The 26,820-nt window shown below is 71.4% G+C and carries 25 protein-coding genes; 15 read left to right on the forward strand and 10 right to left on the reverse strand.

Annotated elements, in window-relative coordinates; all coding sequences use genetic code 11:
• Positions 1-214: 214 nt before the first annotated feature.
• The 4 genes from malX (at position 215) to AC5P1C_RS18515 (ending at position 4,348) form a co-directional block, all read left to right on the forward strand.
• The gene (gene malX, locus AC5P1C_RS18500; RefSeq protein ID WP_493866951.1) at positions 215-1,828 is read left to right on the forward strand and encodes a maltose/glucose-specific PTS transporter subunit IIBC; all 1,614 of its coding nucleotides are present in this window, start codon (positions 215-217) and stop codon (positions 1,826-1,828) included.
• 3 nt (positions 1,829-1,831) lie between these two features.
• Positions 1,832-3,007, forward strand: coding sequence for a MalY/PatB family protein (locus tag AC5P1C_RS18505; RefSeq protein ID WP_493866952.1), 1,176 nt, complete (start codon positions 1,832-1,834; stop codon positions 3,005-3,007).
• A 119-nt stretch (positions 3,008-3,126) separates the two neighbouring features.
• A complete protein-coding gene (locus tag AC5P1C_RS18510; RefSeq protein ID WP_493866953.1) occupies positions 3,127-3,609 on the forward strand; it encodes an Lrp/AsnC family transcriptional regulator in 483 nt (160 codons plus the stop codon).
• 49 nt (positions 3,610-3,658) lie between these two features.
• The gene (locus tag AC5P1C_RS18515; protein WP_493866954.1) at positions 3,659-4,348 is read left to right on the forward strand and encodes an HAD family hydrolase; all 690 of its coding nucleotides are present in this window, start codon (positions 3,659-3,661) and stop codon (positions 4,346-4,348) included.
• Here AC5P1C_RS18515 and AC5P1C_RS18520 read toward each other — a convergent pair.
• Both AC5P1C_RS18520 and AC5P1C_RS18525 read right to left on the reverse strand, forming a co-directional pair.
• A complete protein-coding gene (locus AC5P1C_RS18520; RefSeq protein WP_493866955.1) occupies positions 4,299-5,990 on the reverse strand; it encodes an AMP-binding protein in 1,692 nt (563 codons plus the stop codon). The genes AC5P1C_RS18515 and AC5P1C_RS18520 overlap by 50 nt on opposite strands.
• 12 nt (positions 5,991-6,002) lie before the next feature.
• A complete protein-coding gene (locus AC5P1C_RS18525) occupies positions 6,003-6,629 on the reverse strand; it encodes a TetR/AcrR family transcriptional regulator (protein ID WP_493866956.1) in 627 nt (208 codons plus the stop codon).
• Between the two features lie 70 nt (positions 6,630-6,699).
• Here AC5P1C_RS18525 and AC5P1C_RS18530 point away from each other — a divergent pair, with 70 nt between their 5' ends.
• Positions 6,700-9,891: a carboxyl transferase domain-containing protein gene (locus AC5P1C_RS18530; protein ID WP_493866957.1), complete on the forward strand. Its 3,192-nt coding sequence runs from the start codon at positions 6,700-6,702 to the stop codon at positions 9,889-9,891.
• Positions 9,892-9,951: 60 nt separating this feature from the next.
• On the opposite strand, the gene AC5P1C_RS18535 is transcribed toward AC5P1C_RS18530, so the two are convergent.
• A complete protein-coding gene (locus AC5P1C_RS18535) occupies positions 9,952-10,560 on the reverse strand; it encodes a hypothetical protein (RefSeq protein WP_493866958.1) in 609 nt (202 codons plus the stop codon).
• A gap of 122 nt (positions 10,561-10,682) precedes the next feature.
• The gene (locus AC5P1C_RS18540; RefSeq protein WP_466231358.1) at positions 10,683-10,760 is read right to left on the reverse strand and encodes a 50S ribosomal protein bL37; all 78 of its coding nucleotides are present in this window, start codon (positions 10,758-10,760) and stop codon (positions 10,683-10,685) included.
• A gap of 219 nt (positions 10,761-10,979) precedes the next feature.
• Between AC5P1C_RS18540 and AC5P1C_RS18545 the strand changes: the two genes are divergently transcribed.
• On the forward strand, positions 10,980-11,456 hold the full coding sequence (locus AC5P1C_RS18545) for a DNA-binding protein (protein WP_493866959.1): 477 nt from the start codon (positions 10,980-10,982) through the stop codon (positions 11,454-11,456).
• A 4-nt stretch (positions 11,457-11,460) separates the two neighbouring features.
• On the opposite strand, the gene AC5P1C_RS18550 is transcribed toward AC5P1C_RS18545, so the two are convergent.
• Positions 11,461-11,715 (reverse strand): hypothetical protein, encoded by a 255-nt coding sequence (locus tag AC5P1C_RS18550; RefSeq protein ID WP_493866960.1) that lies wholly within the window; start codon positions 11,713-11,715, stop codon positions 11,461-11,463.
• Positions 11,716-11,732: 17 nt separating this feature from the next.
• Between AC5P1C_RS18550 and AC5P1C_RS18555 the strand changes: the two genes are divergently transcribed.
• Positions 11,733-12,512, forward strand: a complete 780-nt coding sequence (locus AC5P1C_RS18555; RefSeq protein ID WP_493866961.1) for an SGNH/GDSL hydrolase family protein — start codon at positions 11,733-11,735, stop codon at positions 12,510-12,512.
• A 46-nt stretch (positions 12,513-12,558) separates the two neighbouring features.
• Here AC5P1C_RS18555 and AC5P1C_RS18560 read toward each other — a convergent pair whose 3' ends face one another.
• Positions 12,559-12,921 carry a hypothetical protein gene (locus AC5P1C_RS18560; RefSeq protein WP_493866962.1) on the reverse strand — a complete coding sequence of 121 codons (363 nt, stop codon included), beginning with the start codon at positions 12,919-12,921 and terminating at the stop codon, positions 12,559-12,561.
• Positions 12,922-13,095: 174 nt separating this feature from the next.
• The gene (locus AC5P1C_RS18565) at positions 13,096-13,446 is read right to left on the reverse strand and encodes a hypothetical protein (RefSeq protein WP_351172320.1); all 351 of its coding nucleotides are present in this window, start codon (positions 13,444-13,446) and stop codon (positions 13,096-13,098) included.
• Positions 13,447-13,633: 187 nt separating this feature from the next.
• Here AC5P1C_RS18565 and purB point away from each other — a divergent pair, with 187 nt between their 5' ends.
• Positions 13,634-15,076: an adenylosuccinate lyase gene (purB, locus tag AC5P1C_RS18570; protein WP_493866963.1), complete on the forward strand. Its 1,443-nt coding sequence runs from the start codon at positions 13,634-13,636 to the stop codon at positions 15,074-15,076.
• A gap of 89 nt (positions 15,077-15,165) precedes the next feature.
• Here the strand turns inward: purB and AC5P1C_RS18575 are convergent, their stop codons facing one another.
• Positions 15,166-15,843: a DedA family protein gene (locus AC5P1C_RS18575; RefSeq protein ID WP_493866964.1), complete on the reverse strand. Its 678-nt coding sequence runs from the start codon at positions 15,841-15,843 to the stop codon at positions 15,166-15,168.
• Positions 15,844-15,977: 134 nt separating this feature from the next.
• Here AC5P1C_RS18575 and AC5P1C_RS18580 point away from each other — a divergent pair, with 134 nt between their 5' ends.
• Both AC5P1C_RS18580 and AC5P1C_RS18585 read left to right on the forward strand, forming a co-directional pair.
• The gene (locus AC5P1C_RS18580) at positions 15,978-17,114 is read left to right on the forward strand and encodes a sensor histidine kinase (protein WP_493866965.1); all 1,137 of its coding nucleotides are present in this window, start codon (positions 15,978-15,980) and stop codon (positions 17,112-17,114) included.
• Positions 17,114-17,749, forward strand: coding sequence for a response regulator transcription factor (locus AC5P1C_RS18585; RefSeq protein ID WP_493867097.1), 636 nt, complete (start codon positions 17,114-17,116; stop codon positions 17,747-17,749). The genes AC5P1C_RS18580 and AC5P1C_RS18585 overlap by 1 nt, the downstream gene beginning before the upstream one ends.
• Before the next feature lie 25 nt (positions 17,750-17,774).
• Here AC5P1C_RS18585 and lysA read toward each other — a convergent pair whose 3' ends face one another.
• Positions 17,775-19,115, reverse strand: a complete 1,341-nt coding sequence (gene lysA / locus AC5P1C_RS18590; RefSeq protein WP_493866966.1) for a diaminopimelate decarboxylase — start codon at positions 19,113-19,115, stop codon at positions 17,775-17,777.
• A gap of 61 nt (positions 19,116-19,176) precedes the next feature.
• Complete coding sequence (locus AC5P1C_RS18595; RefSeq protein ID WP_493866967.1) at positions 19,177-19,581, reverse strand: SAV_915 family protein; 405 nt, start codon at positions 19,579-19,581, stop codon at positions 19,177-19,179.
• 505 nt (positions 19,582-20,086) lie between these two features.
• On the opposite strand from AC5P1C_RS18595, the gene AC5P1C_RS18600 reads away from it, so the two are divergent.
• The 5 genes from AC5P1C_RS18600 to meaB all read left to right on the forward strand — a co-directional run bounded on the left by AC5P1C_RS18600 (position 20,087) and on the right by meaB (position 26,805).
• Complete coding sequence (locus AC5P1C_RS18600; RefSeq protein WP_493866968.1) at positions 20,087-21,013, forward strand: GNAT family N-acetyltransferase; 927 nt, start codon at positions 20,087-20,089, stop codon at positions 21,011-21,013.
• A gap of 10 nt (positions 21,014-21,023) precedes the next feature.
• Positions 21,024-21,620 carry a hypothetical protein gene (locus tag AC5P1C_RS18605; protein ID WP_493866969.1) on the forward strand — a complete coding sequence of 199 codons (597 nt, stop codon included), beginning with the start codon at positions 21,024-21,026 and terminating at the stop codon, positions 21,618-21,620.
• 141 nt (positions 21,621-21,761) lie between these two features.
• Complete coding sequence (mutA, locus tag AC5P1C_RS18610) at positions 21,762-23,612, forward strand: methylmalonyl-CoA mutase small subunit (protein ID WP_493866970.1); 1,851 nt, start codon at positions 21,762-21,764, stop codon at positions 23,610-23,612.
• Positions 23,612-25,813 carry a methylmalonyl-CoA mutase gene (gene scpA, locus AC5P1C_RS18615; protein ID WP_493866971.1) on the forward strand — a complete coding sequence of 734 codons (2,202 nt, stop codon included), beginning with the start codon at positions 23,612-23,614 and terminating at the stop codon, positions 25,811-25,813. The genes mutA and scpA overlap by 1 nt, the downstream gene beginning before the upstream one ends.
• A 2-nt stretch (positions 25,814-25,815) precedes the next feature.
• Positions 25,816-26,805, forward strand: coding sequence for a methylmalonyl Co-A mutase-associated GTPase MeaB (meaB, locus tag AC5P1C_RS18620; RefSeq protein ID WP_493866972.1), 990 nt, complete (start codon positions 25,816-25,818; stop codon positions 26,803-26,805).
• The last annotated feature ends 15 nt before the right edge of the window (positions 26,806-26,820 follow it).

Consider the following 26,820-nt stretch of genomic DNA (forward strand, 5'->3'; position numbering starts at 1 on the left):
CGTACACCATGTGCAACGGCCATGGACAGCCCCCGAGCCGCTGTGATCTCATCCGTCCGGGCGGATCGATCGACCTTCGGCGTGGATCGACGGACCTTCCGCGCCGATCTGCAGGCGATCCCTGTGTGCGGCATGTGACCGGCCACCGTCCTGGCCCGCGCGCCCGTGGGCCGGTCATCGCACGTCTCCGCTCAGGCCCGAAAGACCCCCACACATGCAGAAGACCAAGTCCGCGCTCTGGGAGTTCCTCCAGGGCCTCGGCAAGACGTTCATGCTCCCGGTGGCCCTGCTCGCGTTCTGCGGCATCATGCTGGGCATCGGCTCGTCGCTCTCCAGCGAAGCGGTCACCGAGAACCTGACCTTCCTCCAGGGCGAGGGCTTCCACCTCGTCTTCACGTGGATGGCGAGCACCGGCCTCGTCGCCTTCAAGTTCCTCCCCGTGATGTTCGCGATAGCCATCCCGCTGGGCCTCGCCCGCGAGGACAAGGGTGTCGCGGCGTTCTCCGGCTTCGTCGGCTTCGCCGCGATGAACCTGGCGGTGAACTTCTATCTCACCGCCAAGGACGTGGACCTCGAGGACGAGAAGGTCATCGCCCACTACGGCATCGCCGACGTGATCGGCATCCAGTCCATCGATACGGGACTGCTCGGCGCCGTCGCTGTTGGCATCGTTGTCAGCATCCTTCACCAGCGGTTTCGTGCCCAGCGGATGCCGGACGCGCTCGCCTTCTTCGGCGGTCTGCGGTTCGTGCCGATCATCTCGACGCTCGTCCTCAGCCTGCTCGGTCTGCTGATCCCGCTGGTGTGGCCGACGTTCAACGGCTGGATCACGGACCTCGGGCGCGCGATCGGCCACGCGGGCGTCTTCGGCCCGTTCTTCTTCGGCATGGGCGAGGTGCTCCTGCGGCCGATCGGCCTGCACCACATCCTCGTCGCCATGTTCCGCTTCACGGACGTCGGCGGCTCCGGCGCGGTCTGCGGCGACCAGCTCTCCGGCGCCCTCAACCTCTTCTACGCGCAGCTCAATTGCGCGAACCCGCCCGGTGACGCGGTCACCAACGCCACCCACTTCCTGTCCCAGGGCAAGATGGCGGTCTACCTCGGCGGCCTGCCGGGCGCGGCCCTGGCGATGTATCACTGCGCGAACAAGAAGATGCGCCCCGAGATCAAGGCGCTCCTGATCTCCGGTGTCGTCGCGTGCGTCGTCGGCGGCATCACCGAGCCGCTCGAGTTCCTGTTCCTGTTCATCGCGCCGTGGCTGTACCTGATCCACGCCGTCCTCGTCGGCCTCGGATTCCTGACCGCGGCCGTCCTCGGGGTGTTCATCGGCAACACCGACGGCAACGTCATCGACTGGCTCGTCTTCGGCGTCCTCCAGGGCACGACCACGAAGTGGTACCTGATCCCGGTCATCGCCGCGGTGTGGTTCGCCGGGTACTACTTCCTCTTCCGCTGGGCCATCACGCGCTTCGACCTCAAGACGCCGGGGCGCGACGAGCCCGCGGCGGAGGAGGCCGACGGGGACGAGGCCGCTGCGGACGAGGCCGCGGACAAGACTGCGGCTCCGCGGGAGCTGATCGCCGGGAAGTACGACGCGGTGGCGATCCTGGACGCGATCGGCGGCGCCGAGAACATCCAGACCCTCGACAACTGCATCACGCGCCTGCGCATGACGGTCGCGGACGCCGAACGGGTCGACGAGTCCCGGCTGAAGAAGCTCGGCGCGGTCGGCGTCATCAAACTCGACGCGCACAACGTGCAGGTCATCATCGGCCCGCAGGTGCAGTCGGTGAAGGACGCGATGGCGACGATGGTCCGGGTGGGCTGAGCGATGCCCTCGCGCTTCGACTTCGACACCCCTGTCGACCGGCACGGCACCTGGTGCACGCAGTGGGACTACGTCCAGGACCGCTTCGGCGTCCCGGACCTGCTGCCCTTCACCATCTCGGACATGGACTTCGAGACGGCGCCCGCGGTCCTCACGGCGCTCCGCGGCCGGCTCGACCACGGCGTGCTCGGCTACTCCCGCTGGCGTCAGGCCGACTTCCTCTCGGCGATCGTCGACTGGTACGCCACGCGCCACGCGACCGAGGTGGACCCGGAGTCGATCGTCTACGGCCCGTCCGTGATCTACCAGGTCGCCCGGCTCCTGCACCTGTGGTCTGCTCCCGGCGACGGGGTGGTCGTCCACACACCGGCGTACGACGCCTTCCCCAAGACCGTCGCCGCGAACGAACGCCGCCTGCTGGGCTGCCCGCTCGGCGACTGGTCCGAGCTGGAGCGGCTGCTGGCTCTTCCTGACACGTCCGTGCTGCTGCTGTGCTCGCCGCACAACCCCACGGGCCACGTGTGGACGGAGACCGAGCTCGGCCGCATCGCGGGGCTGTGCGCGCGGTACGGCGTAGCGGTGATCAGCGACGAGATCCACTCGGACCTGGTACACCCACCGCACGTCCACCGCCCTTGGTCCCTGCACGGCGGCCTCGACGAGCGGTGGGCGGTGGTGACGTCGGCGTCGAAGTCCTTCAACATCCCGGCGCTGACCGGCAGTTACGGAATCATCGGCGACCCCGCCACACGCGAAAGGTACCTGCGCCATCTCAAGGAGGCCGACGGCCTGTCGTCCCCGGCGGTGCTGTCACTGGTCGGCCACATCGCCGCGTACCGAGAGGGAGCACCATGGCTGGAGGCCCTCACCACCTACCTGCGCGGCAACCTCCACCTCATCGCCGACCGCCTGAACACGGCCTTCCCGACCCTGAACTGGACTCCACCCCAGGCGGGCTACCTGGCCTGGATCGACCTACGCCCCTTGGGCGTGGACGACGACGCCCTGCAACGCGAACTGATCGAATCCCAGAAGGTCGCCATCATGCCCGGCGCGTCCTACGGCTCCCCCGGCCACCTGCGCCTGAACGTGGGCTGCCCGCGGGCCAAGGCGGAACGGGGCGTCACGGCGCTGGTGGAGGCGGTGCGGGCGGTCCGGCGGAGGTCCGGCGCCGTCTGAGGTGTCCGGGCGCGCCGGTCGCCGGTATCCGCAGGTCAGACCGGTCTCATCGAGGTCGGCCCGCTGTTCCATTGGTACAGTCACGAGGTTCATCCCTCGCACCCGGGAGACCCCGCCCCATGGCCGTCGACGAACTCGACACACGCATTCTGCGGCTCCTCCTGGAGCAGCCCCGCACCAGCGTCCGCGAGTACGCGCGTGTGCTCGGTGTCGCGCGTGGCACCCTGCAGGCCCGGCTCGATCGGCTGGAGCGGGATGGGGTGATCACCGGGAGCGGGCCGTCCCTGTCTCCTGCCGCGCTCGGGCATCCGGTGCTTGCCTTTGTCCACATCGAGGTCACTCAGGGGCATCTCGACGAGGTGGGTGACGCTCTTGCCGCCGTGCCGGAGATCGTCGAGGCGTTCTCGATCACCGGTGGTGGTGATCTCCTGACCCGCGTGGTCGCCCGGGACAACGGTCATCTGGAGGACGTGGTCCAGCAGCTGATCCAGATGCCGGGCGTGGTCCGCACCCGTACGGAGATGGCCCTGCGCGAGCGCGTCCCGCACCGCCTGCTGCCGCTCGTGGAGTCGATCGGCAGGGCCTCGGCCGCGCAGAAGTGATCCCACCGCCCGTGCGGCGGTGATCTGGGGCTTTGGCATGCTGGAGGGCATGAACACCTTCGGCGGCATCTCGGTCGTCTTCGATCTCGACGGCACTCTCGTGGACAGCGAGCCCAACTACTACGCGGCACAGCGCGCGCTGCTCGCCGAGCACGGAGTCGACTACACCTGGGCCGAGAACGAGCAGTTCGTGGGCATCAGCACCCAGGAGAGCCTCGCCATCTGGAAGGACCGGTACGGGATCGACGTACCGGTGGGCGAACTGCTCCCGGAGCTCGACCGCCGTTACCTGGAGCTCGCCCGCGCCGACACGCATGTCTTTCCGGAGATGCGGAAGTTCGTGGAGCGGCTGCACGGTGCCGGGGTGCCGATGGCCGTGGCCTCCGGGTCGTCCCGCGCCGCCATCGACGCGATCCTCTCCGGCACCGGCCTCGACGCGCTCCTGACCACCGTCGTCTCGGCCGACGAGGTCGCACACGGCAAGCCCGCTCCCGACGTCTTCCTGGCCGCAGCCGCGCTCCTCGGCGCGGACCCGGCGGACTGCGTGGTCCTGGAGGACGCCGCTCCGGGCGCGACGGCGGCGCACGCTGCGGGCATGCGCTGCATCGCGATCCCCTACGTCACCGCCCACGCGGATGAACCGGCGTTCGCGTCGGCGGGGCTGCTCTTTCACGGCGGGCAGGCCGAGTTCACGGCGCAGGCGGCCTGGGACCACCTGGCTGCTCTGTCGCGGCCGTAGCCGCGGCCCCGGCCGTCGTCGCGGCCCGCTCCGCCAGCTCCGCCTTCTTGATCTTGCCCGTGGCGGTGAGCGGCAGCTCGTCGAGGATCTCGACGGTCGGCACCTTGTACGTCGCCATGGCACCGGCCGCCCACGTGCGCAGCTCCTGCGCGGTGAGCGCGCTGCCGGGGACGGTGCGCACGTAGGCGTAGGGGCGCTGGCCCGCCTCCGTGTCCGCGACGGCGACGACGGCGGCAGCGAGGACGCCGGGGTGCCGGGCGAGCAGCGTCTCGACCTCTGCCGGGAAGACGCTCATGCCCTTGACCTTGATCATGTCCTTGTCTCGGCCCAGGTAGTACAGGCAGCCGTCCTCGTCGAAGCGCCCGATGTCGCCGGTGTGCAGCCGGCCGTCGCGCAGGGCGGCCGCCGTCGCCTCGGGGGCCCGCCAGTAGCGGGTGAGCACCGAGGGGCCGCTGACGGTGATCTCGCCGGGCTCACCGATGGGCAGCGGTTCGCCCGTCGTGAAGTCGACGATCAGGAAGTCCGTGCCGGGAACGGGCAGGCCGCAGAACGTGGCGTCGCCCGAGAGGTCGTGGTCGCCGTCCTGGAAGCCGAGCGTGTTGGTGTCGCTGGTGTGGGTCTCGGTCATGCCGTACGACGCCTCGCGCAGCACACTGTCCGGGCCGACGGCCGCACGCCAGCGCGCCCGCAGTTCCGGCGTCAGCCTGCGGATGAAGGACACGGCGAGGGGTGCGGTCAGTGAAGTGACGTCGTGGCGCGCGAAGTCGGGGTGGGCGAGGAGTTCGAGGTAGTTCTCCACCGTCCCGGCCATGGTGGTGACGTGGTGCCGGGCGATCGCCGCGAGCACGGCGGCCGGGTCCCAGCGCGGCAGCAGCACACTGGTCCCGCCGGAGACGAGCGGGGCGAGGATCCCGAGGTTCTCCCCCGCTATCCAGAAGACCGGCAGGAAACAGAGCGAGACGATGCCGTCGTCCACCGGCCGTGGCCCGCGGCCGTTGTCGATGGCGGTCGCCGTGTAGACCATGTGCCGCTGGGTGTGCTCGCAGCCTTTGGGCATGCCGGTGGTTCCGCCGGTGTAGTTGAGCGCGGCGAGCGCGTCCAGGTCGTCGGCGATCCGCCCGAGCGGCGCGTGCCCCACGGCCGCGGCCCAGGCCTCGCCGTCGTCGGCCACGAGGACCTCACGCACGGCGGTCCCTTCGCGCACCTCGTCGAGTACGGCGACCAGTGAGCTGTGTGTGATGACGATCTCGGGCCCCGCGTCCCGCAGTTCATGGCTAAGCTCAGCCGCCCGGAACATCGGGTTGACCGGAACGTGCACCGCCCCGGCCCGCAGCACGGCCAGCATCGCGACGACGAACTGCGGGCAATTGGGCAACTGCACGCCCACCCGATCGCCGGGCCGCACGCCCCGCCCGTCGAGCCAGCCCGCCAACCGGTCGGTGAGCACGTCCAGTCGGCCGTACGAGATGGTCTCGTCGCCGAAGACCAGCGCGGGCCTGTCCGGCGCCGTCCTCGCCCAGTGCGCCACATATCCCGGCACAGTGCGTGTTCCCGCGCGGTGCTCCGCGGTGTCCTGCTGGCGTCCGCGCCGCGCCTTGTCCTGGCGGGCACGCAGATCGCGCAGCTGGTCTTCTACAGGCATGCGAGCGGCTCCTCAGCGTGGGGGATCGACTCCGAGCAGGTGCAGGAACATGGCGGTCACATCGCGCACGGCCGCGTCGTACGTCTTCGGGTCGGCCGCCGTGAGCCGGGCGAACTGGATGCTCATGCCGCCGACCGCGCGGGCCACGGCGAGGGGGTCGGCGACGGGCCGGGCCCTGCCCTCGGCCGCGAGCCGCCGGATGTAGCGGGCGGAGCGGTGGATCGGGCGCTCCTGGGTCTCCTCCCACAGGGCGCGCACCTCGTCGTCGACCTGCGCCCGCTGCTCCAACAGCCGCAGCAGCGGCAGGTGTTGGGCGTACGCGGCGATGAAGGCGGCGGTGGACGCCCCCGCGACCTCGCGGGCGTCGTCGCGGTCGACGCCCGGCACGTCCTGCGCGGCGAGGAACGCGTCCCGTACGCGCGCCGCGAGCACGCGGAAGATCTCGTCCTTGGACGCGAAGTACACGTAGAAGGCCGCCCGTGAGACGTCCGCCTCCGCCGTGATGACGGCGACGGTCGTCGCGCCGTAGCCGTGCCGCGCGAACGCGGCCTCGGCGGCGTCCAGGAGCCGCCCGCGGGCCGGTGCGTCACTGCGGTCGCGGGCGGTGCGGGTCGCCCAGGGCTGCTGGTTTCGTGTCACGCGGCGAGCTTATTGACGTTGACGCCAATGTCAATGAGCATGGCGGCGCCAGAGACTTCAGGAGGGCTTCATGGGTTCTGCCGCCGTGCTCGTCGCCAACCGCGGGGAGATCGCCGTCCGCATCCTGCAGGCCGCCGCCGATGCCGGACTGCGCACCGTCGCCGTGTACGCCGAGGACGACGCCACCGCACGGCACGTCCAACTTGCCGATGAGGCACAGCCGTTGGGGGGCTCGGGTCCCTCCGCGTACTTGGACGCAGACGCGGTGCTCGCGGCGGCCCGGCGCTCCGGGTGCGAACTGCTGCATCCCGGTTACGGCTTCCTGAGCGAGGACGCCGACTTCGCGGCGCGGTGCGCGAAGGCCGGGCTGCGGTTCGTCGGCCCCTCGCCCGATGTGCTGGGCCTGTTCGGCGACAAGGCACGCGCGCGTGCGCTCGCGCAGAGCCTTGGCGTGCCCGTCCTGGCGGGCACGGATGGCCCCACGAGCCTGACCGAGGCCGCCGACTTCCTGGCCGGGCTCGGCCCTCTTGGCGCGGTGATGGTGAAGGCCAGCGGGGGCGGCGGCGGGCGCGGCATGCGGGCCGTGCACCACCCCGACGAACTGGCGGAAGCCTGGGAGCGCTGCCGTTCGGAGGCGCTGCAGGGCTTCGGACGTGCGGAGTTGTACGTCGAGGAGCTGCTCTCCGGCGCCCGCCACATCGAGGTCCAGATCCTGGGCGACACCACGGGCGAGGTCACCCACCTCTGGGAGCGCGACTGCAGCGCCCAGCGACGCCACCAGAAGCTCGTCGAGATCGCTCCGGCTCCCGGACTCCCCGAGGCCGTCCGGGAGAAGCTGGTGTCCGCGGCCCTCCTGATGGCCCGCGCGTGCGGCTACACCGGCCTCGGCACCTTCGAATTCCTGGTCCTGGGCGAGGAGTTCCACTTCATCGAGGCGAATCCACGCCTCCAGGTCGAGCACACGGTCACCGAGGAGGTGACGGGTGTCGACCTTGTCGTCGCTCAACTTCGCCTGGCCGCAGGCGATTCACTCGCGGCCCTCGGCCTCGCGGGCCCGCCGCCGCGACCGCGCGGATACGCGCTCCAGGCCCGGGTCAACGCCGAGTCCCCGACGACCGACGGTACGGCGCTCCCCTCCACGGGCACACTCACCCGCTTCGACGTGCCGACGGGCCCGGGGGTGCGTGTGGACACCGCGGCGCGCAACGGTTCGGAGATCGGGGCCCGTTACGACTCGCTGCTCGCGAAGGTCATCACGCACGCGCCGCACGGAGACTTCGCAGCGGTCTGCGAACGTGCGTCCCGCGCGCTCGCGGACTTCGCCGTTGAGGGCGTACGCACGGGAATTCCCCTGCTCCGGGCACTGCTCGCCCACCCGGGGTTCACCGCGGGCGGCGCGCACACGGGCTTCGTGGCCGAGCACATCGGGGAACTGCTGCCCGAGGATCCGCCCCAGATCATCGTGGACGACGACACGACGATCACCGCCCCCATGACCGGGACGGTCGTCTCCGTGGACGTGATGGTGGGCGAACAGGTGGTGACAGGACAGCAGTTGCTCGTGCTCGAAGCGATGAAGATGGAGCACGTGCTGCGAGCGGCCACCTCCGGAAGCGTCACTGCACTGCACACGCGCGTGGGCGACACGGCGGCGGAGGGCAGCCCCTTGGTGACGGTGGACGCGGCAGCGGCCGACGAGGCGGTATCAGCACACACCGAGGAGGCCGCAGACCCCGATGCCATCCGCCCCGACCTGGCAGAGACCCTGGCGCGGCACGCCATCGGCCTGGACGAGCAACGCCCCGAAGCCGTCGCCAAGCGCCACCGCATCGGGCGCCGCACGGCACGCGAGAACATCCAGGACCTGTGTGACGACGGGACGTTCACGGAGTACGGCGCGCTGGCGATCGCCGCCCAGCGCCGTCGCCGCTCCCTGGACGACCTGATCGCCTCGACGCCCGCCGATGGCATGGTCACCGGCACGGGGCGGATCGACGGCGTGCGATGTGTGGCCATGTCGTACGACTACACAGTGCTCGCCGGCACCCAGGGCCTGCAGAACCACCGCAAGACGGACCGGATGCTCCAACTGGCCGAGGAACGGCGGCTGCCGGTCGTGCTGTTCGCGGAAGGGGGCGGCGGGCGCCCCGGGGACACGGACACGACGTCCGTGGCCGGTCTGGACGTGACCACGTTCCATCAGATGGGACGGCTGAGCGGTCAAGTGCCCCTCGTAGGCGTTGCCTCGGGGCGGTGCTTCGCGGGCAACGCGGCACTGCTCGGCTGCTGCGACGTGGTGATCGCGACGCCGGAGGCCAGCATCGGGATGGGCGGCCCCGCGATGATCGAGGGCGGCGGACTCGGCGTGTACCGCCCGGAGGAGGTCGGCCCGCTGTCCGTCCAAGTGCCGAACGGCGTCGTGGACATCGCGGTCGCGGACGAGGCCGACGCGGTGCGGGTGGCGCGGAAGTACCTCGCGTACTTCTCCCGAAACGCGAGCTTCTCTCAAGACGCGCGCGGCAGTTGGGAGGCGTCGGACCCGCGGCTGCTGCGGCACGCGGTACCGGAGAACCGGCGCCGCGCCTATGACGTGCGGACCGCGATCGAGGGCATCGCGGACACGGGCTCGGTCCTGGAACTGCGGCGCGGCTTCGGCGCGGGCATCATCACGGCGCTCGTACGCGTCGAGGGCCGACCGATGGGACTACTGGCCAACAACCCCAACCACCTGGGCGGTGCGATCGACCGGGACGCGGCGGACAAGGCGGAGCGCTTCCTGCGGCTGTGCGACGCGTTCGGGCTCCCGGTCGTCTCGCTCTGCGACACACCGGGTTTCATGGTCGGCCCGGACGCCGAACGAACGGCGACCGTACGGCACTTCTCCCGGCTCTTCGTGACCGGCGCACAGCTGCGCGTCCCCCTGGTGAGCCTGGTGCTGCGCAAGGCGTACGGCCTCGGCGCGATGGCCATGATGGGCGGCTCCACACGCGCACCCGTGGCCACGGCGGCGTGGCCGAGCGGCGAGTTCGGGGGGATGGGCCTGGAGGGCGCCGTCCGCCTGGGCTACCGCAAGGAGCTGGCCGCGATCGCCGACCCCGGGGAGCGGCAGCGGGTGTTCGATGCCCATGTCGCCGAGTTGTACGAGCACGGCAAGGCGGTGAACGCCGCGGCGGCCCTGGAGATCGACGCGGTCATCGACCCCGCGGAGTCGCGGAGTTGGATCCTGGCGGCGCTGGAGGGGGCGGGCGGGGAACGGGTGTAGGCGGTCAGCCCTCGATCGCCCGGCCCCCGATCGCCCGGCCCCCGGAGGGGCGGCAGCCGGTCAGTACATGATCCCCACGAGCCCGTCGCCCTGTTCGGCGCAGACGAGACCGCCCGCGCAGCAGGCACCCCAACCGCCCGCCTGGGGACCGACGAGCGTCACCCGCTCCCAGTGCTCCGCAGCCGGCGTGGCCCGTGAGAGGCGCAGGCCGAGTTCGTCCACCGACATCTCCGCCGAGGGCGAGCCATCGGGCTGCGCGGCAGCACCGGGCAGCACGGCCACGATCTCCGCGGCGGGATAACCGAAGAGGTCGATGTCGTCCCAGGCCACTGGCGTCACCTCCGGGCCGCCCGCCTGCGTCCGCGCCTGGATCTCCACGCGGCCCAGCCGGTCCGTGGCTCCGGGCCCGCCTCCGCCGAAGCCCAGGACCACACCGCCGACCTCGGCGTCGAAGTTCCACTCCGGCTCGAAGAGGAGGCCGCCGAGCCAGGCGTCGTGCGCGTGCCGCAGCTCGGCGTACTGGTCCAGGGTCAGCCCCATGCACTGCCGGTGGTGCGTGACTCTGTCGGGCGGCAGCAGTTCAAGGACTTCTCCGGGTGTCATCCCGAACTTCAGCAGTCCCCCGCCGCCCGGCAGTTCCACGCCGACTTCTCGCAACAACTCCAACATTGCACCATTGTTCACCCGTTGACCCAGGTGGCAAGGCTGTTGACGAGATCACCCGGAAACCGGTGCGTGGCCCGGCGATCAGGGCTGGGCAGGACCGCGGTCAGGCTGGGGCAGGACCGCGGTCAGGACTGGGGCCGACTGCCGTGGTTGGCCGCGTGCTTGCGGCGTGCCTTCTTCTTGCGGCGTCGCTTCGATGACATGCGATTCCCCTCTCGCCAGGTTCGCCAAGTTCACCCGGTTCACCCGGTTCACCCGGTTCACCATGAGTGGCATTTAGGACGTTTCCCACCGTTTCATACCGCAACCCGACCGGCGACTGGACTCGACATCACCCCTCACTACATACAAACAGGCTGTTGCAAACGAACTGTTCATAAGAATGTGTTGACATCACGCCGTGTGCCGACGAAGCTGAACGCATGACCTCGACACCGGAACCGCGGCCCGACGAGACCGACCCCTTCAGCCCCACGCACCCTGACCAGGTGCGAGCGGGCCGCGCCCCCGCATCCCTGTTCCGCATCGCCGAGCGGCACGCGGCCACCGACGAACAGCGGCGCCGACAGATCCACGCCACGGTCATCGGCCCGCACGAAGCGGTACGGCTCGTGACGTTCCTGATGACCGGCGTCGCGGACCGCGCGGAGGGCGAGCCGGAGGTGGACCAAGCGGACATCACCGCGGCGCTGACGCTCGTACCGATGGCGCGACGCGAGATGGACGAGGTGGAGGCCGGTCTCCTGCAGATGGCGCGCGGCCGCGGCATGACCTGGCCGGACATCGCCTTCGGCCTCGGCCTGGGCACTCCGCAGGCGGCGAGGCAGCGCTACGAACGACTGGTCGGCCGTACGGCGATCGACACGAAGGCAACGGAAGCAACACCTCCGGGCCCCTGAGCCTTCACACCCCCGAGCCCGCCCCCACATGACGGAGCCACACGTAGTGGACAGGCTGCGGGATGTTCCACTCCGCGGCCAGGGCGGGGTCGACCGGCAGGAATCCGGCCCCGCGATAGCAGCGCAGGGCGGTGACGTTCCCCGGGTGCACGCGCAGGAAGATCTCCGTGTACCCGCACCACAGGGCCACCTCACCGGCGGAGGCCGGCCAGCCCGCGACGGTGTCGGCGTCCGCCGGGGCGAAGGGGCGCAGCTCCATGTACGATCGCTCCCGCCATGCAGATGAATGCCAACTACACCAGTCTCGTCGCGGTCGGCGACTCCTTCACCGAGGGCATGTCTGACCGCCTGCCCGACGGCAGCTACCGCGGCTGGGCCGATCTGCTCGCCGCCCGGATGACTGCCGCCTCCCCCGGTTTCCGGTACGCGAACCTCGCGGTGCGCGGGAAACTCATCGGGCAGATCGTGGCCGAGCAGGTGGACGTCGCCGCGGCGATGCAGCCCGACGTGATCACCCTGGTGGGCGGCCTCAACGACACGCTGCGCCCCAAGTGCGACATGGTCCGCGTACGCGGCCTCCTGGAGGAGGCGGTGGAGCGCCTCGCCCCGGCGTGCAAGAAGCTCGTCCTGATGCACAGCCCCGGCCGGAACGGTCCCGTGTTCGAGCGTTTCCGCCCGCGCATGGAGGAACTCTTCGCGTACATCGACGAGTTGGCGGTACGGCACAGCGCCACGGTCGTGGACCTGTACGGCTCGGAGGTGCTGGGCGACCAGCGCATGTGGGACGTGGACCGGCTGCATCTGACGACCGAGGGCCACCGCAGGGTCGCGGAAGCGGTATGGCAGTCGCTCGGCTACACCCCCGAGGACGACTGGAACTCCCTTCTCCCACCCACAGCCCCACCCAACTGGGCGGCCCGCCGCATCACCGACATCCGCTTCGCCCGCCAGCACCTCGCCCCGTGGATCGTCCGCCGCCTGACGGGCCGCTCCTCCGGCGACGGCCTCCCGGCGAAGCGGCCGGATCTGCTGCCTTACGAGGACCCGTTCGCGTAGGCACGTATCGGACCGGGAGGTCGCTGCGTACTCTCCCTGGCCGTCGCTACGTACTCTCCCTGGCCGTGTCCGCGAACAAGGCCAGGCCCTGCGCGAGCGCCTCCATCCCGCGGTCGCAGACCTGCATCTGCTCGTCGGTGACGGCCGACGTGGCTGAGCCCATGCTCCAGCGTGTGACCAGCATCAAAGGCCCGGACACCAGGTCCGTCGTCCGCACCGCCTGTCGGTGGACCCGGCGGAGCCCGGCCAGCATCAAGGTCGCGTGCTTCGTGATCAGTTCGTGGTACTGATCGTCGATCTCGGTGACCCGGGCGCGCGCCGTCGCGGGGTCGAGTGGCTCGTAGAGGTCGGTCAGATCCGGTCGGAAGTGGCGGCTGATGTCGGCGAGTGCCATGCGGATCTGTGCCACCAAGGTGAGGTAGGCGAGGCACGCTTCCTGCCGTGCTCGGTCCTGTTCAGGCGCGACGCGGACATCGCCGTGACGAGCGCCGCCGCGCCGGTGGCCGTTGCCCCCACCGTCGCGCCGAGTATCGCCGCCAGCCCTTGATCCATCCCCTCGCCTCCCCCGGCAGGCTGCCCTGCCCTACTCCTCCACCTCGTCCTCGAAGTGCAGGGCGATCGACTGCAGCACGTCCGCCGAGGTCACATCGGTGCGGCCCTCGTCGTGGGCCTCCGCGAGCTGGGCGAAGGAGAAGGCGAAGGCCGAGGTGATCTGTTCGATGACCGGGCTCAGCTCACGGCCCACCACCTCGGCCACCTCGATGGGCGTGGCGTCGGCCGGGATCTCGATGCGCGGCAGCATCTCCTCCAGCATCGTGCCGACCGCGCCGCTGGGTTCGACCTCGCCGTCCGGATTCTCACGTACCTGTCGGCGCATCTCGATCGCCTCGGTCAGGATGCCGACGACTCTTTGGATGATCTCGCGCTGCTCCATGCGCCGAAGCCTAGACGTACGTGGATCACCGGGAGACGTACGTGGATCGCCGGGAGTTGCGCCACAGCCGTCGTCCTGTTGTGTCCGTCCGCGCCACCAGCTCCTGGACGATGCTCCAACGAGCGGCACCCTCGGGACTGTACGGACGGTCAAAGGCCAGGTCGGACGGCAGGTAAACTCCATCCACGTGACTGCCGCGCCTGCAAAGCCCCGTATCCCGAACGTCCTCGCCGGGCGTTATGCCTCCGCCGAGCTCGCCACCCTCTGGTCGCCCGAGCAGAAGGTCAAGCTGGAGCGTCAGCTCTGGCTCGCCGTTCTGCGGGCGCAGAAGGACCTGGGGATCGAGGTGCCGGATGCCGCCCTCGCCGACTACGAGCGGGTCATCGACGACGTCGACCTCGCCTCGATCGCCGAGCGCGAGAAGGTCACCCGCCATGACGTGAAGGCCCGCATCGAGGAGTTCAACGCGCTCGCCGGGCACGAGCAGGTCCACAAGGGCATGACCTCCCGCGACCTGACCGAGAACGTGGAGCAGCTGCAGGTCCGGCTCTCCCTGGAACTGGTCCGCGACCGCACCGTCGCCGTCCTCGCGCGGCTCGGCAAGCTGTCGGGCGAGTACGCCGAGCTCGTCATGGCCGGCCGCTCGCACAACGTCGCCGCGCAGGCGACCACGCTGGGCAAGCGTTTCGCGACGACCGCCGACGAGCTCCTCGTCGCCTACCGCCGCGTCGACGACCTGCTGCGCCGCTACCCGCTGCGCGGCATCAAGGGCCCCGTCGGCACCGCCCAGGACATGCTCGACCTCCTTGGCGGCGACGCCGAGAAGCTCACCGACCTGGAGCAGCGGATCGCCGGGCACCTCGGCTTCGACCGCGCCTTCACCTCGGTCGGCCAGGTCTACCCGCGCTCCCTCGACTACGAGGTCGTCACCGCGCTCGTGCAGCTCGCATCCGGGCCCTCCTCGCTGGCCAAGACCATCCGGCTCATGGCCGGGCACGAGCTCGTCACCGAGGGCTTCAAGCCGGGCCAGGTCGGCTCGTCCGCGATGCCGCACAAGATGAACACCCGCTCCTGCGAGCGCGTCAACGGCCTCACCGTCATCCTGCGCGGCTACGCGTCGATGACCGGCGAGCTGGCCGGCGACCAGTGGAACGAGGGCGACGTCTCCTGCTCCGTCGTACGCCGTGTCGCTCTGCCCGACGCGTTCTTCGCGCTCGACGGGCTGCTCGAAACCTTCCTCACCGTGCTCGACGAGTTCGGTGCCTTCCCCGCCGTCGTCTCGCGTGAGCTGGACCGCTACCTCCCCTTCCTCGCCACGACCAAGGTCCTGATGGCCTCGGTGCGGGCGGGCGTCGGCCGCGAGGAGGCCCACGAGGCGATCAAGGAGAACGCGGTCGCCTCCGCGCTGGCGATGCGGGAGCAGGGTGCCGAGCGGAACGAACTTCTCGACAAGCTCGCCGCCGACTCCCGGATCCCGCTGGACCGCGCCGAGCTGGACGCCCTCATGGCCGACAAGCTGTCTTTCACTGGTGCGGCCAGTGATCAGGTCTCTGTCCTCGTGTCGCAGATCGAAGCGGTGGTCAAGGAGCATCCTGAGGCTGCGGCCTACGCGCCGGGGGCGATTCTCTAGGCCTCAGCCGGGCTCTGCCCGGGGATCTTCTCTCTGCGGGTGCGTCGTGGCTTGTCGCGCGGTTCCCCGCGCCCCTTCGGGGCGCGGGCCTAGCGCGGCCGATCGGTGGTTTCCTTGCCCGCCCTGCGCACCCGCACCACCACGAAGGCGACGACCGCAAGGGCGACCACGGCGAGGACGCCCTTGGAGTACAGGCCGACGAGGTCGGTGACCTGGTGCCAGCGGGTGCCGAGCGCGTGGCCGATCAGGATGAAGACGGCGTTCCAGATGAGGCTGCCCGCGGTCGTCAGGGCGAGGAAGACGGGCAGCCTCATCCGTTCGACGCCCGCCGGGACCGAGATCATGCTGCGGAAGATCGGGATCATCCGGCCGAAGAAGACCGCCTTGGTGCCGTGCCGGGCGAACCACTCCTCCGTGCGGTGGATGTCGGACGCCTTCACCAGCGGCAGGCGAGCCGCGATGGCCACGGTGCGGTCCCGGCCGAGCAGCGCGCCCACCGCGTAGAGCGCGAGCGCGCCGATCACGGAGCCCGCCGTCGTCCAGAACAGGACCGCGAACAGGCCGAACCTGCCCTGGCTCGCGGCGAATCCGGCGAGCGGCAGGATCACCTCGCTGGGCAGCGGCGGGAACAGGTTCTCCAGGGCGATGGCCACCCCGGCGCCGACGGCGCCGAGCGAGTCCATGAGGTCGGTGGCCCAGCCCGCGATGCCGCCGGTGGGCGCTTCGTTCGCGGCGGCGGACACGTCGTGCGCGGCGTTGAGGATCATGTACCAGACGCTAGGAAACGGCGGCGGGCGGCGGTATGCGGGGGGCCGCAGAGGTCGGGTGCGGTGCACCGCAGGGCCGCATTGTGGTTTTCCGCAGTCCCCGCGGACCTGCCGCTGGGCTAGCGTGGCCGATCATGCGTACGCACATCCAACGCTGGCTGCGGGTCACGGCCGGCGTCCTCGCCGGTGCCGTCACCGCGGTCGCCGAGCTGGCCTTCGCCGTGGTGGCCGGGTTGTGGCTGCTCGCCACGCTCGGGCGGCGCACCGGGCGCGGCGCCGAGGCCCGCATCGTGGCCGGTGCCCGCAGGCTCGCCGAGGTGGAGCGGCGTCGCATGGCCGCCTTCTTCGGCACCGAGCTCGCCGTGCCGCCGACCGGTCTGCCCGCCGTGAACTACATCGCGTCGCGCTGGGCGATCGGGCTGCTCGGCGGTGTCGTCCTCGCCTTCGCCCTGGTCGGGGCCGGTTACGCCTCGCTCGCGGTGTGGGGGTGGTTCATCGCCGACATCCGCGCCCCCGGCACCCTGCTGCTCTCCTCGATCGGCGGTCTCTTCCTGCTCTACCTCTGCGTCCAGGGGACGTACGGCGTCGCGCTCGCGGACGAGCGGCACGCGCGGCGCTTCCTCGGCCCGAACGACGGGCAGCTCATGGAGCGCAGGATCGGCGAACTCGTCGCCAGCCGCGCCGGAGTCGTCGAGGCCGTGCACGACGAGCGGCGCCGCATCGAACGCGATCTGCACGACGGCGTCCAGCAGCGCATCGTCGCCCTCGGCATGCTCCTGGGCCGGGCCCGTCGCGCCGCCGAGCCGGAGAAGTCCGCCCGCCTCCTCGCCCAGGCGCACGAAGAGACGCAGCAGGCCCTCGTCGAACTGCGCGACGTCGCTTGGCGGGTCTACCCCGCCGCCCTCGACGAACGCGGGCTCACCGCCGCCCTGGAATCGGTGGCCGAGCGTGCGGCGATCCCCGTACGTCTCGACTGCGACCTGTACGAGACCCCTCCCCCGACCGCGCAGGCCGTCGCGTACTTCGTCGCCGCCGAGGCCGTCACGAACGCGGTCAAGCACTCCGGCGCCACCCTCGTCACCGTCCACGCCGAGCAGCGAAGTGCCGTGCTGCACCTGCGCGTCGAGGACAACGGACGGGGCGGCGCCGACCCGTCCGGCGGCGGTCTGCTCGGGCTCGCCCGGCGCGTGGCCGCCCTGGACGGCACCCTCACCGTGGCCAGCCCCGCCGGAGGGCCCACTCTCATCACCGCGGAGCTGCCATGCGCGTAATGCTCGCCGACGACTCGACGCTGCTGCGGGAGGGCCTGGCCCGGCTGCTCGCGGACGAGGGCCACACCGTCACGGCCTCGGTCGGTGACGCGCGGGCGCTGCTCGCCGCCGTGGCACAGGATCCGCCCGACGCCGCCGTCATCGACGTACGCATGCCGCCGACGCACACCGACGAGGGGCTGCGCGCCGCCCTTGAGATCCGCGAGGAGTGGCCGCAGACCTGCGTCCTCGTGCTGTCGCAGTACGTCGAACGCCGTTACGCCACCGAGCTGTTGACCACCGCGACCGAAGGCGTGGGCTATCTGCTCAAGGACCGGGTCGTCCAGGTCGACGAGTTCCTGGACGCGCTGGAGCGGGTCGCAGCCGGCCAGACCGCCTTCGACCCCGAGGTCGTACGGCAGTTGCTGACCCTCAGCAGCCACACCGATCCGCTCCAGCGCCTGACGGGCCGCGAGCGCGAGGTGCTCGGCAAGATGGCACAGGGGCACACCAACGCGGCGATCGCGGCACAGTTGTACGTCTCGCAGAGTGCCGTCGAGAAGTACATCAACGCGATCTTCGACAAGCTGGACCTGACCGGGACGACCGGTTACAGCCGCCGTGTTCTCGCCGTCCTGCGCTATCTCGGGTCCTGACGGGCCCGCCTGACCCATCGGCGGGCTACAGGCCGACGTCCCTGCTGCGGATGTCCTCCAGGGACTCGCGCCGCACCAGGAGCCGCGCGCTCCCGTCGGCGACGGCCACCACGGGCGGGCGCCCCACGAGGTTGTAGCCGGACGCCATGGAGAGGTGATAGGCACCGGCCACCGGCACGCCCAGGATGTCTCCCGGCCTTACGTCGCCCGGGAGTTCGATGTCCGACGCGAGCACGTCGCCCGCCTCGCAGTGCCGTCCGACGACGGTCACCGGCGCGGCCACGACGGCGGAGTGCCGGCCGATCAGGCGTGGCACGTACCGCACGCCGTAGAGCGCGGGCCGCGGGTTGTCGCTCATCCCGCCGTCCACGGCGACGAAGGTGCGTCCGGCGGTCCGCTTGACGGCGAGGACGCGGTAGAGGGCCACCCCGGCGGGGCCCGCGATGGCGCGCCCCGGCTCGATGAGCAGCTTGGGCACGGTGAGCCCGGCCGCCGCGCAGCTCTCGATCAGTTCGGCGCGCACCTTGCGGGCGAGCGTGGTGATGTCGAGGGCCGCCTCGCCGGGGCGGTAGGCGATGCCGTGGCCGCCGCCGAGGTCCAGCTCGGGGAGGCTGACGCCGTGCTGCTCCTTGATGCGGGCCATCAGGCCGACCAGTCGGCGTACGGCCGCGAGGAACGGCTTGTCGGTGGTGATCTGCGAGCCCAAGTGGCAGTGCAGACCGGCCAGTTCGAGCCCTGGCTGACCGATGATGCGGGCGATGGCGTGCTGCGCTGAGCCGTCGGTCATGGACAGGCCGAACTTCTGGTCGTCGGTACCGGTACGGATCTTGGCGTGGCCGCCCGCCGCGATGCCGGGCACCACCCGGACCATCACCTTCTGGCGGCTGCCCGGTGGCACGGCCGCGGCGAGCCGAGCTATCTCCGAGGCGCTGTCGATGACGATGCGCCCGACGCCGAGCCGCAGCGCGGCCTCCAGATCGTGCGGGCTCTTGGCGTTGCCGTGCAGCACGATGCGCTCGGCGGGGAAGCCCGTGGTGACGGCGAGCTCCAGCTCCCCGGCGGAGCAGACGTCGAGCCCGAGCCCCTCCTCAGCGACCCAGTGGGCCATCGCGCGGCAGAGGAACGCCTTGGCGGCGTAGTGCACTTCGGCGTCGGGGAAGGCGTGCAGGTAGGTGCGGCAGCGCGTGCGTACGTCGCCTTCGTCGATGAGGTAGGCCGGGGTGCCGAAGCGCTCGGCGATCTCGGTGAGCGGTACGCCGCCGACGGCGAGGTCGCCGTGGGCGAGCCGCTCGGTGGACGCGGGCCAGACGGACAGCTCGTCGTCGTCGGTGGCGTCCGGGGTCACGGGTGCGTGCAGGGTGGTCATGGGCAGGTTCTCTCTTCGCCTCGTCCTTTTGCTTTCCGCTTCCACTTCCGCTTGCGCGTGTTCAGCCGATCCAGGCGGTCAGGGCGCCGACCAGGGCGGCGGCCCCGGTGACGCGCAGGGCGCCGACGGCCTGCGGGTCCCCTTCGCGCCACGCGGACGTGCGGCGCCTGGGCGCGCCGACGGGATGCGCGGCTAGGCGCGGGTCGACGGTGACCGCGCTGACCCCGAGCGGCTCGGTGAGCGCACGCAGCGCGGGCTCGGAGAGCCTGACCCAGGCCTGGCGGTCACCGAGGGCCGCGCTCAGGCGCCGCGGGGTGGTGAAGGCGACGGCGGTGCGGCCACCGACGGGCGTGCGGAACAGGCGGGCGACGCAGCCCGCGGGTCCCGGCCGGACCGGGACGAAGAGCGGTCCGGCCGGGCCGGGTTCGCAGGGTTCGGGGTCCTCGCCGCACGGAAGCTCGGTCATGGGGTTCCTCCTTGAGGATCCTGTTCGGTGAACGGTGGCCCCCGGGGCCCGGGCGGAATCCCGGGGTCCTGTGCTGACGCTATGCCCGGCACCAGGTGCCACCCGACCCTCCATGACGTGACGTTGACGGTCACATGGCCCGCGTTGACGAGGGCTTGACGTGCGCGCCGGCATGGGTGCGGCTGGAGACCGGGGCCCCTCGCCAGAGCTTCGTCAGAGCCTCGTAAGAGAGCAGGCCGCGCACTTGAGTACCTGGCCGACGGTGCGCTGAAGCGGCGCGTTCTCGGCGCCGCGCACGTGTCTCGCCTCTGCGACCCGGCGACCCGGCGACCCGGCGACCCGGCGACCCGGCGACGGCGCTCCATACCACCGCGACGAGCACGCCGAACCGGCCACGGCGGCGACGGATGGCCGTACTCTCAAGCGCCTCGACAGACGTGCCGACGTCGGCGTCGGCGGTCGGCGTCGGCGTCGGCGTCGGCGTCGGCGCACACCACACCACCGCTTGAAGGGCGCCCGCCCGATCACCACCGCCCAGGAGGACCGCTCCGTGATCCAGCTCCCGCCCCACCAACTGCCCTCGCTCGCCCGCTGGTTCCCCGCCGGGTCGCCCGGCATCGCCACCATGCCCGAGCACGCGTCGGCCACCGGCGTGGGCACGTGGTGGGCGGACCGAGTACTGAATCCCCGGGTCGTCGCCGTCAGTTGCGCGGGACACGCGCTGCTGCGCGGCGACTCGGGCGCCGTGGAACCCGCGGAGCTCGCCCCTCTGGCCTCCAGCCATGTCGGAGCCACGGCGCGCTTCCTTCCCCTGCTCGGCGCCGCGTTCGACCGTGTGGTGCCCGTCGAGCGCATGCTCTACGTGCACCAGGAACCCGTGTCCGCGCCCCGCCCGCCGCGGGGCGTGACCGTGCGCCGGCTGGTCGACACCGACGCGGGCGCGCTCGCGGAACTCACCACTCGGGCGCCGGACTCTGCCTGGATTCACGCGAGTTGGGGCGGCGCCGAGGGCCTCGCGGCCTCCGGGAACGGTTGGGCCGCCTTCGAGTCGCACGGGCGTATCGCCGCCGTCGCCTGCGGCTACTTCGCCGGGGACGCCTACGAGGACGTCGCCGTCGTCACCGCGCCCGAGCGCCGCCGCGAGCGCCTCGCCCTGGCCTGTGTCACGGCCCTGCGCGGGGACATCACCGCCCGCGGCCGTACCGCGAGCTGGTCCTGCGCACGCGACAACCGGCCCAGCCGCCTGCTCGCCTGGACGGCGGGATTCCGGCTGCGGCGTGAGTACGTCCACTACGCCACCGGCAGCCCGTCCGCGCGCCCCGACGCCCGTCAGGCGAGCGACCGTCAGGTGTCCGTCAAGGTCCCCGCGCGCCGCGTCAGTGACGCATCAGGGTTCGGCCCGGCGCCGATCCCGCCCCTTCAGGGTGTCTAGCGTCCTGCTCATGGCTCGACGCATGACGCGCCCCGCACGAAGCACCCTGCCGACGGAGCGCGCCCCACGGCCGCACGTCCCACGGACGCACGGCCCGCAGACACACGACCCGTGGACGCACGACCGTACCTGGGCCGGGGACGCCCGCTCCGCGGCCGCCTGCGCCGTGCTGCTCTTCGGACTGCTGCTCGCGCTCGACACGGCGACCGGCGCGCTCACGGTCTGGCGCGCGTCGCTCTGGCTGGGCCTCGGTGTGCTGCTGTTCGCGGTGCTGACCCCGCCGCGCGTGACGGCGCACGGCACGGTCCTCGCCTCACGCGGCCCGATCCGCGTCCGTTCGGTGCGCCTTGATCAGCTCGTGGCGGTGCGCCGCTCCGACGGCATCTCGCCACGGCTGATCCTGCGGGACACGGGTGGCGGCGAGGTCGTGCTCGACCCCGAGGTGCTCGTCGTCAATCCAGCGCTGTGGGAGGTCGTGTCCAAGGGGGCTCGATCATCGGTCGAGGGAGGCTCGCTCCTGTGCGGGGCGACCGCGCTGCGCCGACTCTCGGAACGTATCGACCGCGAGCCGGCCGATGGGGTCTGCAGGGCCTCTGGCCTGGAGTGACTCCGGAGCGGGCACGGCGGGGCCAGGGCCCGGCCGCGCCGTAGCCGCACGCTCGTTTGAGATCAAGAGCGCACGGGAGAGGCCAAGGTCACAGCCCCACACGGCACCCGGCGCCAGGGGTTGCGCCCTAGCATCATGCCCATGACGGTCCTGCCTGACGACGGGCTTTCCCTGGCCGCCGAGTTCCCTGATGCGACCCATGAGCAGTGGCAGCGCCTGGTGGAAGGCGTGCTGCGCAAATCGGGTAAGGACGTATCGGGGCCGGCCGCCGAGGAAGCGCTGTCCACCGCACTCGAGGACGGGCTCAGCACCCGCCCCCTGTACACCGCCCGAGATGCCGCGCCCGACGCCGGTTACCCGGGTTTCGCCCCCTTTGTCAGGGGCGGCACCGCCGCGGCCAGTGCCGCGGCCGGCTGGGACGTACGGCAGCGGCATGCGACGACGGACCCCGTGCGAACGAACGAGACCGTGCTCGCGGACCTGGAGAACGGCGTCACCTCGCTGTGGCTCGGCGTCGGCCCCGGCGCCCTGCCCGTCTCCGGCATCGAGCGCGCCCTTGACGGGGTCTTCCTCGACCTGGCGCCGGTCGCCCTGGACGCGGGCAGCGAAGTCGAGCCCGCGGCGCGCGAGTTGTTCCGCCTGTACGAGGAGCGGGGCATCCCGAAGGACGCGGCGCGCGGCACCCTCGGCGCGGACCCCCTCGGCCACGAGGCCCGCACCGGCGAGCGGCTCGACCCGGCCGCCGCGATCGCACTGGCCCGGCGGTGCGAGCAGGAGTTCCCGAACCTCCGCGCCCTGACCGTCGACGCCCTGCCGTACCACGAGGCGGGCGGCTCGGCCGGGCAGGAGCTCGGCGCCTCCCTCGCCACGGCGGTCGCCTACCTGCGCGAGCTGACCGAGGCCGGGCTCAGCGTCGAAGCGGCCTGCGCCCAGGTGGAGTTCCGGTACGCGGCCACCGCCGATCAGTTCCTGACGATCGCCAAGCTGCGGGCCGCCCGGCGGCTCTGGGCCCGCGTGGCCGAGATCTGCGGCGCCCCGGGGGCGGGTGCGCAGCGCCAGCACGCCGTGACCTCGCCGGTGATGATGTCGCGCCGCGACCCGTGGGTGAACATGCTGCGCACGACGGTGGCCTGCCTCGGCGCGGGCGTCGGCGGCGCCGATTCCGTGACCGTCCTGCCCTTCGACCACTCGCTCGGCCTGCCGGACGCGTTCGCGCGCCGCATCGCCCGCAACACGTCGACGATCCTCCTGGAGGAGTCACACCTCGCCCGCGTGATCGACCCGGCGGGCGGCTCCTGGTACGTGGAGCGGCTCACGGATGAACTGGCCCACGCGGGCTGGGAGTTCTTCCAGGAGATCGAGCGTGCGGGCGGCCAGGCGGCGGCCCTGCGCTCCGGCCTGGTCGGTGAGCGCCTCGCCGCCACGTGGGCGAAGCGCAGCGAGAAGCTGGCCAAGCGGCGTGAACCCATCACCGGGGTCAGCGAGTTCCCGAACCTGACGGAGCGTCCGGTAGAGCGCGAGGCCCCGCCCGCCGAGGCATCGGGTGGTCTTCCGCGCGTCCGCCGCGACGAGGCGTACGAGATCCTGCGCTCCCGCTCGGACGCGCACCTCGCTTCGGCGGGGAACCGGCCGCGGGTGTTCCTCGCCGCGCTCGGTCCCGCCGCCGCGCACACCGCGCGGGCCTCCTTCGCGTCGAACCTCTTCCAGGCGGGCGGCATCGAAGCCGTCCACGACCCGGTGTCGGTGGACGCGACGACGGCCGCCGACGCGTTCAAGGCAAGCGGCGCCACGGTGGCGTGCGTCTGCTCCAGTGACGCACTCTACGAAGAGCAGGCAGAGGCGGTCGCCGACGCGCTCAAGTCCGCGGGAGCACAGCGGGTGTTCCTCGCGGGCCGCCCCGCCGAGTTCGCCGCCGTCGACGCGTACGTCTACGCGGGATGCGACGCCGTGTCCGTGCTCTCCTCCACCCTCGACCACATGGGAGTGGCGTAATGGCGATCCCCGACTTCTCCGGCGTCGGCCTGACGTCGGACGCCTCCACCGAGGCCTCCGAGGACCAGTGGCGCAGCGCCGTCAAGGAGTCCACGGGCAAGGCGGACGACGACCTCCTGTGGGAGACCCCGGAGGGCATCGCGGTCAAGCCGCTCTACACGGGCGCCGACCTGGAGGGCCTGGACTTCCTGGAGACGTACCCGGGTGTCGCGCCGTACCTGCGCGGCCCCTACCCCACGATGTACGTCAACCAGCCCTGGACGATCCGGCAGTACGCGGGCTTCTCCACCGCCGAGGAGTCCAACGCCTTCTACCGCCGCAACCTCGCGGCCGGACAGAAGGGCCTGTCGGTCGCCTTCGACCTGCCGACCCACCGCGGCTATGACAGCGATCACCCGCGGGTGACGGGTGACGTCGGCATGGCGGGCGTGGCGATCGACTCGATCTACGACATGCGTCAGCTCTTCGACGGCATCCCGCTGGACAAGATGACCGTCTCGATGACGATGAACGGCGCCGTGCTCCCCGTACTCGCGCTCTACATCGTGGCCGCCGAGGAACAGGGCGTGGCGCCCGAGAAGCTGGCCGGGACCATCCAGAACGACATCCTCAAAGAGTTCATGGTCCGCAACACCTACATCTATCCGCCCAAGCCCTCGATGCGGATCATCTCCGACATCTTCGCGTACACCTCGCAGAAGATGCCGCGCTACAACTCCATCTCGATCTCCGGCTACCACATCCAAGAGGCGGGCGCGACGGCCGACTTGGAGCTCGCGTACACCCTCGCGGACGGCGTGGAGTACCTGCGGGCCGGTCAGGAGGCGGGCCTGGACGTGGACGCGTTCGCTCCTCGCCTCTCCTTCTTCTGGGCGATCGGCATGAACTTCTTCATGGAGGTCGCCAAGCTCCGCGCGGCGCGCCTCCTGTGGGCGAAGCTGGTCAAGCAGTTCGACCCGAAGAACGCCAAGTCGCTCTCGCTGCGCACCCATTCGCAGACCTCGGGCTGGTCGCTGACCGCGCAGGACGTGTTCAACAACGTCACGCGTACGTGCGTCGAGGCGATGGCGGCGACCCAGGGCCACACCCAGTCCCTGCACACGAACGCCCTGGACGAGGCGCTCGCCCTGCCCACCGACTTCTCCGCGCGCATCGCCCGCAACACACAGCTCCTGATCCAGCAGGAGTCGGGCACCACGCGGACGATCGACCCGTGGGGCGGCAGCGCGTACGTCGAGAAGCTGACGCACGACCTGGCGCGCCGCGCCTGGCAGCACATCGAGGAGGTCGAGGCGGCCGGCGGCATGGCGCAGGCCATCGACGCGGGCATCCCGAAGCTGCGCGTCGAGGAGGCCGCGGCACGTACGCAGGCGCGGATCGACTCGGGGCGCCAGCCCGTGATCGGCGTCAACAAGTACCGCGTGGAGACCGACGAGCGGATCGACGTCCGCGCGGTCGACAACTCCTCCGTACGCAACCAGCAGATCGCCAAGCTGAAGCGGCTGCGCGAGGAGCGCGACGAGGCGGCCTGCCAGGCCGCGCTGCGGGCGCTCACGGCGGCGGCCGAGCGTGACCCCGGTCCGGGCCTTGAGGGCAACCTCCTCGCTCTGGCGGTCGACGCGGCCCGCGCGAAGGCGACGGTCGGTGAGATCTCGGACGCACTGGAGACCTCGTACGGGCGGCACGCGGGGCAGATCCGTACGATCTCCGGTGTGTACCGCACCGAAGCAGGCTCGTCCCCGTCCGTGGAACGCACCCGCACGCTCGTCGGGACCTTCGAGGAGGCCGAGGGGCGCCGTCCGCGCATCCTGGTCGCCAAGATGGGCCAGGACGGCCACGACCGCGGTCAGAAGGTCATCGCAACGGCCTTCGCCGACCTCGGCTTCGACGTGGACGTCGGCCCGCTCTTCCAGACCCCCGCGGAGGTCGCGCGCCAGGCGGTCGAGGCGGACGTGCACATCGTGGGCGTCTCGTCGCTCGCGGCCGGGCACCTCACGCTCGTACCGGCGCTGCGCGCGGAACTCGCCGCGGAGGGCCGCGAGGACATCATGATCGTCGTGGGCGGCGTGATCCCGCCGCAGGACGTGCCGACGCTCCTGGAGATGGGCGCGGCGGCCGTCTTCCCGCCCGGCACGGTGATCCCGGACGCCGCGTACGACCTGGTGAAGCGGCTGGCGGCCGACCTCGGCCACGAGCTGTGAGCATGGCGGCGCCGCGGATCGACATCGACGCGTACGTCAAGGGCGTACTCGACGGGAAGCGGGCGCAGATCGCACGCGCCATCACGCTCGTCGAGTCCACCCGCCCTCAACACCGGGTGCTCGCCCAGGAGTTGCTGACCCAACTGCTCCCGCACAGTGGCCGGGCGCGGCGGATCGGCATCAGCGGGGTGCCCGGCGTGGGCAAGTCCACGTTCATCGACGCGCTCGGCACGATGCTCACCGGCCTCGGGCATCGGGTCGCGGTCCTCGCCGTCGATCCGTCGTCGACCCGGACGGGCGGCTCGATCCTCGGCGACAAGACGCGGATGGAGCGCCTCGCGGTGGACCCGGCGGCGTTCGTGCGCCCTTCGCCCACTGCCGGAACCCTCGGCGGGGTCGCGAAGGCGACGCGCGAGTCGATCGTGGTGATGGAGGCCGCGGGCTACGACGTGGTGCTCGTGGAGACGGTGGGCGTGGGCCAGTCGGAGACGGCGGTCGCGAACATGGTCGACTCCTTCCTGCTGCTCAGCCTGGCTCGCACCGGTGACCAACTGCAGGGCATCAAGAAGGGCGTGCTCGAACTGGCGGACGTCCTGGCCATCAACAAGGCGGACGGTCCGCACGAACGGGACGCGCGCTCGGCGGCGCGTGAACTCGCGGGCGCCCTGCGTCTGATGCACCCGGCGGACGCGGCGTGGACCCCCCCGGTGCTCAGCTGCAGCGCGCGGGAATCGAGTGGCCTCGACGAGGTCTGGGACCGTCTGGAACAGCACCGCACGCTTCTGGACTCCACGGGGCGCCTCGCCGCGAAGCGACGCGATCAGCAGGTGGACTGGACGTGGACGATGGTGCGGGACGAGCTCCTGGACCGGCTGCGGGGGAACGGGGCTGTGCGGGAGCTGGCCCCTGGCCTCGAGCAGCGGGTTCGGGAGGGGACGCTGACGGCGACGCTGGCGGCGGAGCGGATCTTGGAGGCGTTCCAAGGGGAGTAGGTCTCTGGGGGTAAG

This window comes from Streptomyces sp. A18 (assembly GCF_059026065.1).

What these genes read in the sequence shown, in the direction of transcription:
- malX (WP_493866951.1), top strand. Translation starts at nt 215, where the DNA reads ATGCAGAAGACCAAGTCCGCGCTCTGGGAGTTCCTCCAGGGCCTCGGC.
- AC5P1C_RS18505 (WP_493866952.1), top strand. Translation starts at nt 1,832, where the DNA reads ATGCCCTCGCGCTTCGACTTCGACACCCCTGTCGACCGGCACGGCACC.
- AC5P1C_RS18510 (WP_493866953.1), top strand. Translation starts at nt 3,127, where the DNA reads ATGGCCGTCGACGAACTCGACACACGCATTCTGCGGCTCCTCCTGGAG.
- AC5P1C_RS18515 (WP_493866954.1), top strand. Translation starts at nt 3,659, where the DNA reads ATGAACACCTTCGGCGGCATCTCGGTCGTCTTCGATCTCGACGGCACT.
- AC5P1C_RS18520 (WP_493866955.1), bottom strand. Translation starts at nt 5,990, where the DNA reads ATGCCTGTAGAAGACCAGCTGCGCGATCTGCGTGCCCGCCAGGACAAG.
- AC5P1C_RS18530 (WP_493866957.1), top strand. Translation starts at nt 6,700, where the DNA reads ATGGGTTCTGCCGCCGTGCTCGTCGCCAACCGCGGGGAGATCGCCGTC.
- AC5P1C_RS18535 (WP_493866958.1), bottom strand. Translation starts at nt 10,560, where the DNA reads ATGTTGGAGTTGTTGCGAGAAGTCGGCGTGGAACTGCCGGGCGGCGGG.
- AC5P1C_RS18540 (WP_466231358.1), bottom strand. Translation starts at nt 10,760, where the DNA reads ATGTCATCGAAGCGACGCCGCAAGAAGAAGGCACGCCGCAAGCACGCG.
- AC5P1C_RS18545 (WP_493866959.1), top strand. Translation starts at nt 10,980, where the DNA reads ATGACCTCGACACCGGAACCGCGGCCCGACGAGACCGACCCCTTCAGC.
- AC5P1C_RS18550 (WP_493866960.1), bottom strand. Translation starts at nt 11,715, where the DNA reads ATGGAGCTGCGCCCCTTCGCCCCGGCGGACGCCGACACCGTCGCGGGC.
- AC5P1C_RS18555 (WP_493866961.1), top strand. Translation starts at nt 11,733, where the DNA reads ATGCAGATGAATGCCAACTACACCAGTCTCGTCGCGGTCGGCGACTCC.
- AC5P1C_RS18565 (WP_351172320.1), bottom strand. Translation starts at nt 13,446, where the DNA reads ATGGAGCAGCGCGAGATCATCCAAAGAGTCGTCGGCATCCTGACCGAG.
- AC5P1C_RS18575 (WP_493866964.1), bottom strand. Translation starts at nt 15,843, where the DNA reads ATGATCCTCAACGCCGCGCACGACGTGTCCGCCGCCGCGAACGAAGCG.
- AC5P1C_RS18580 (WP_493866965.1), top strand. Translation starts at nt 15,978, where the DNA reads ATGCGTACGCACATCCAACGCTGGCTGCGGGTCACGGCCGGCGTCCTC.
- AC5P1C_RS18585 (WP_493867097.1), top strand. Translation starts at nt 17,114, where the DNA reads ATGCTCGCCGACGACTCGACGCTGCTGCGGGAGGGCCTGGCCCGGCTG.
- lysA (WP_493866966.1), bottom strand. Translation starts at nt 19,115, where the DNA reads ATGACCACCCTGCACGCACCCGTGACCCCGGACGCCACCGACGACGAC.
- AC5P1C_RS18595 (WP_493866967.1), bottom strand. Translation starts at nt 19,581, where the DNA reads ATGACCGAGCTTCCGTGCGGCGAGGACCCCGAACCCTGCGAACCCGGC.
- AC5P1C_RS18605 (WP_493866969.1), top strand. Translation starts at nt 21,024, where the DNA reads ATGGCTCGACGCATGACGCGCCCCGCACGAAGCACCCTGCCGACGGAG.
- mutA (WP_493866970.1), top strand. Translation starts at nt 21,762, where the DNA reads ATGACGGTCCTGCCTGACGACGGGCTTTCCCTGGCCGCCGAGTTCCCT.
- scpA (WP_493866971.1), top strand. Translation starts at nt 23,612, where the DNA reads ATGGCGATCCCCGACTTCTCCGGCGTCGGCCTGACGTCGGACGCCTCC.
- meaB (WP_493866972.1), top strand. Translation starts at nt 25,816, where the DNA reads ATGGCGGCGCCGCGGATCGACATCGACGCGTACGTCAAGGGCGTACTC.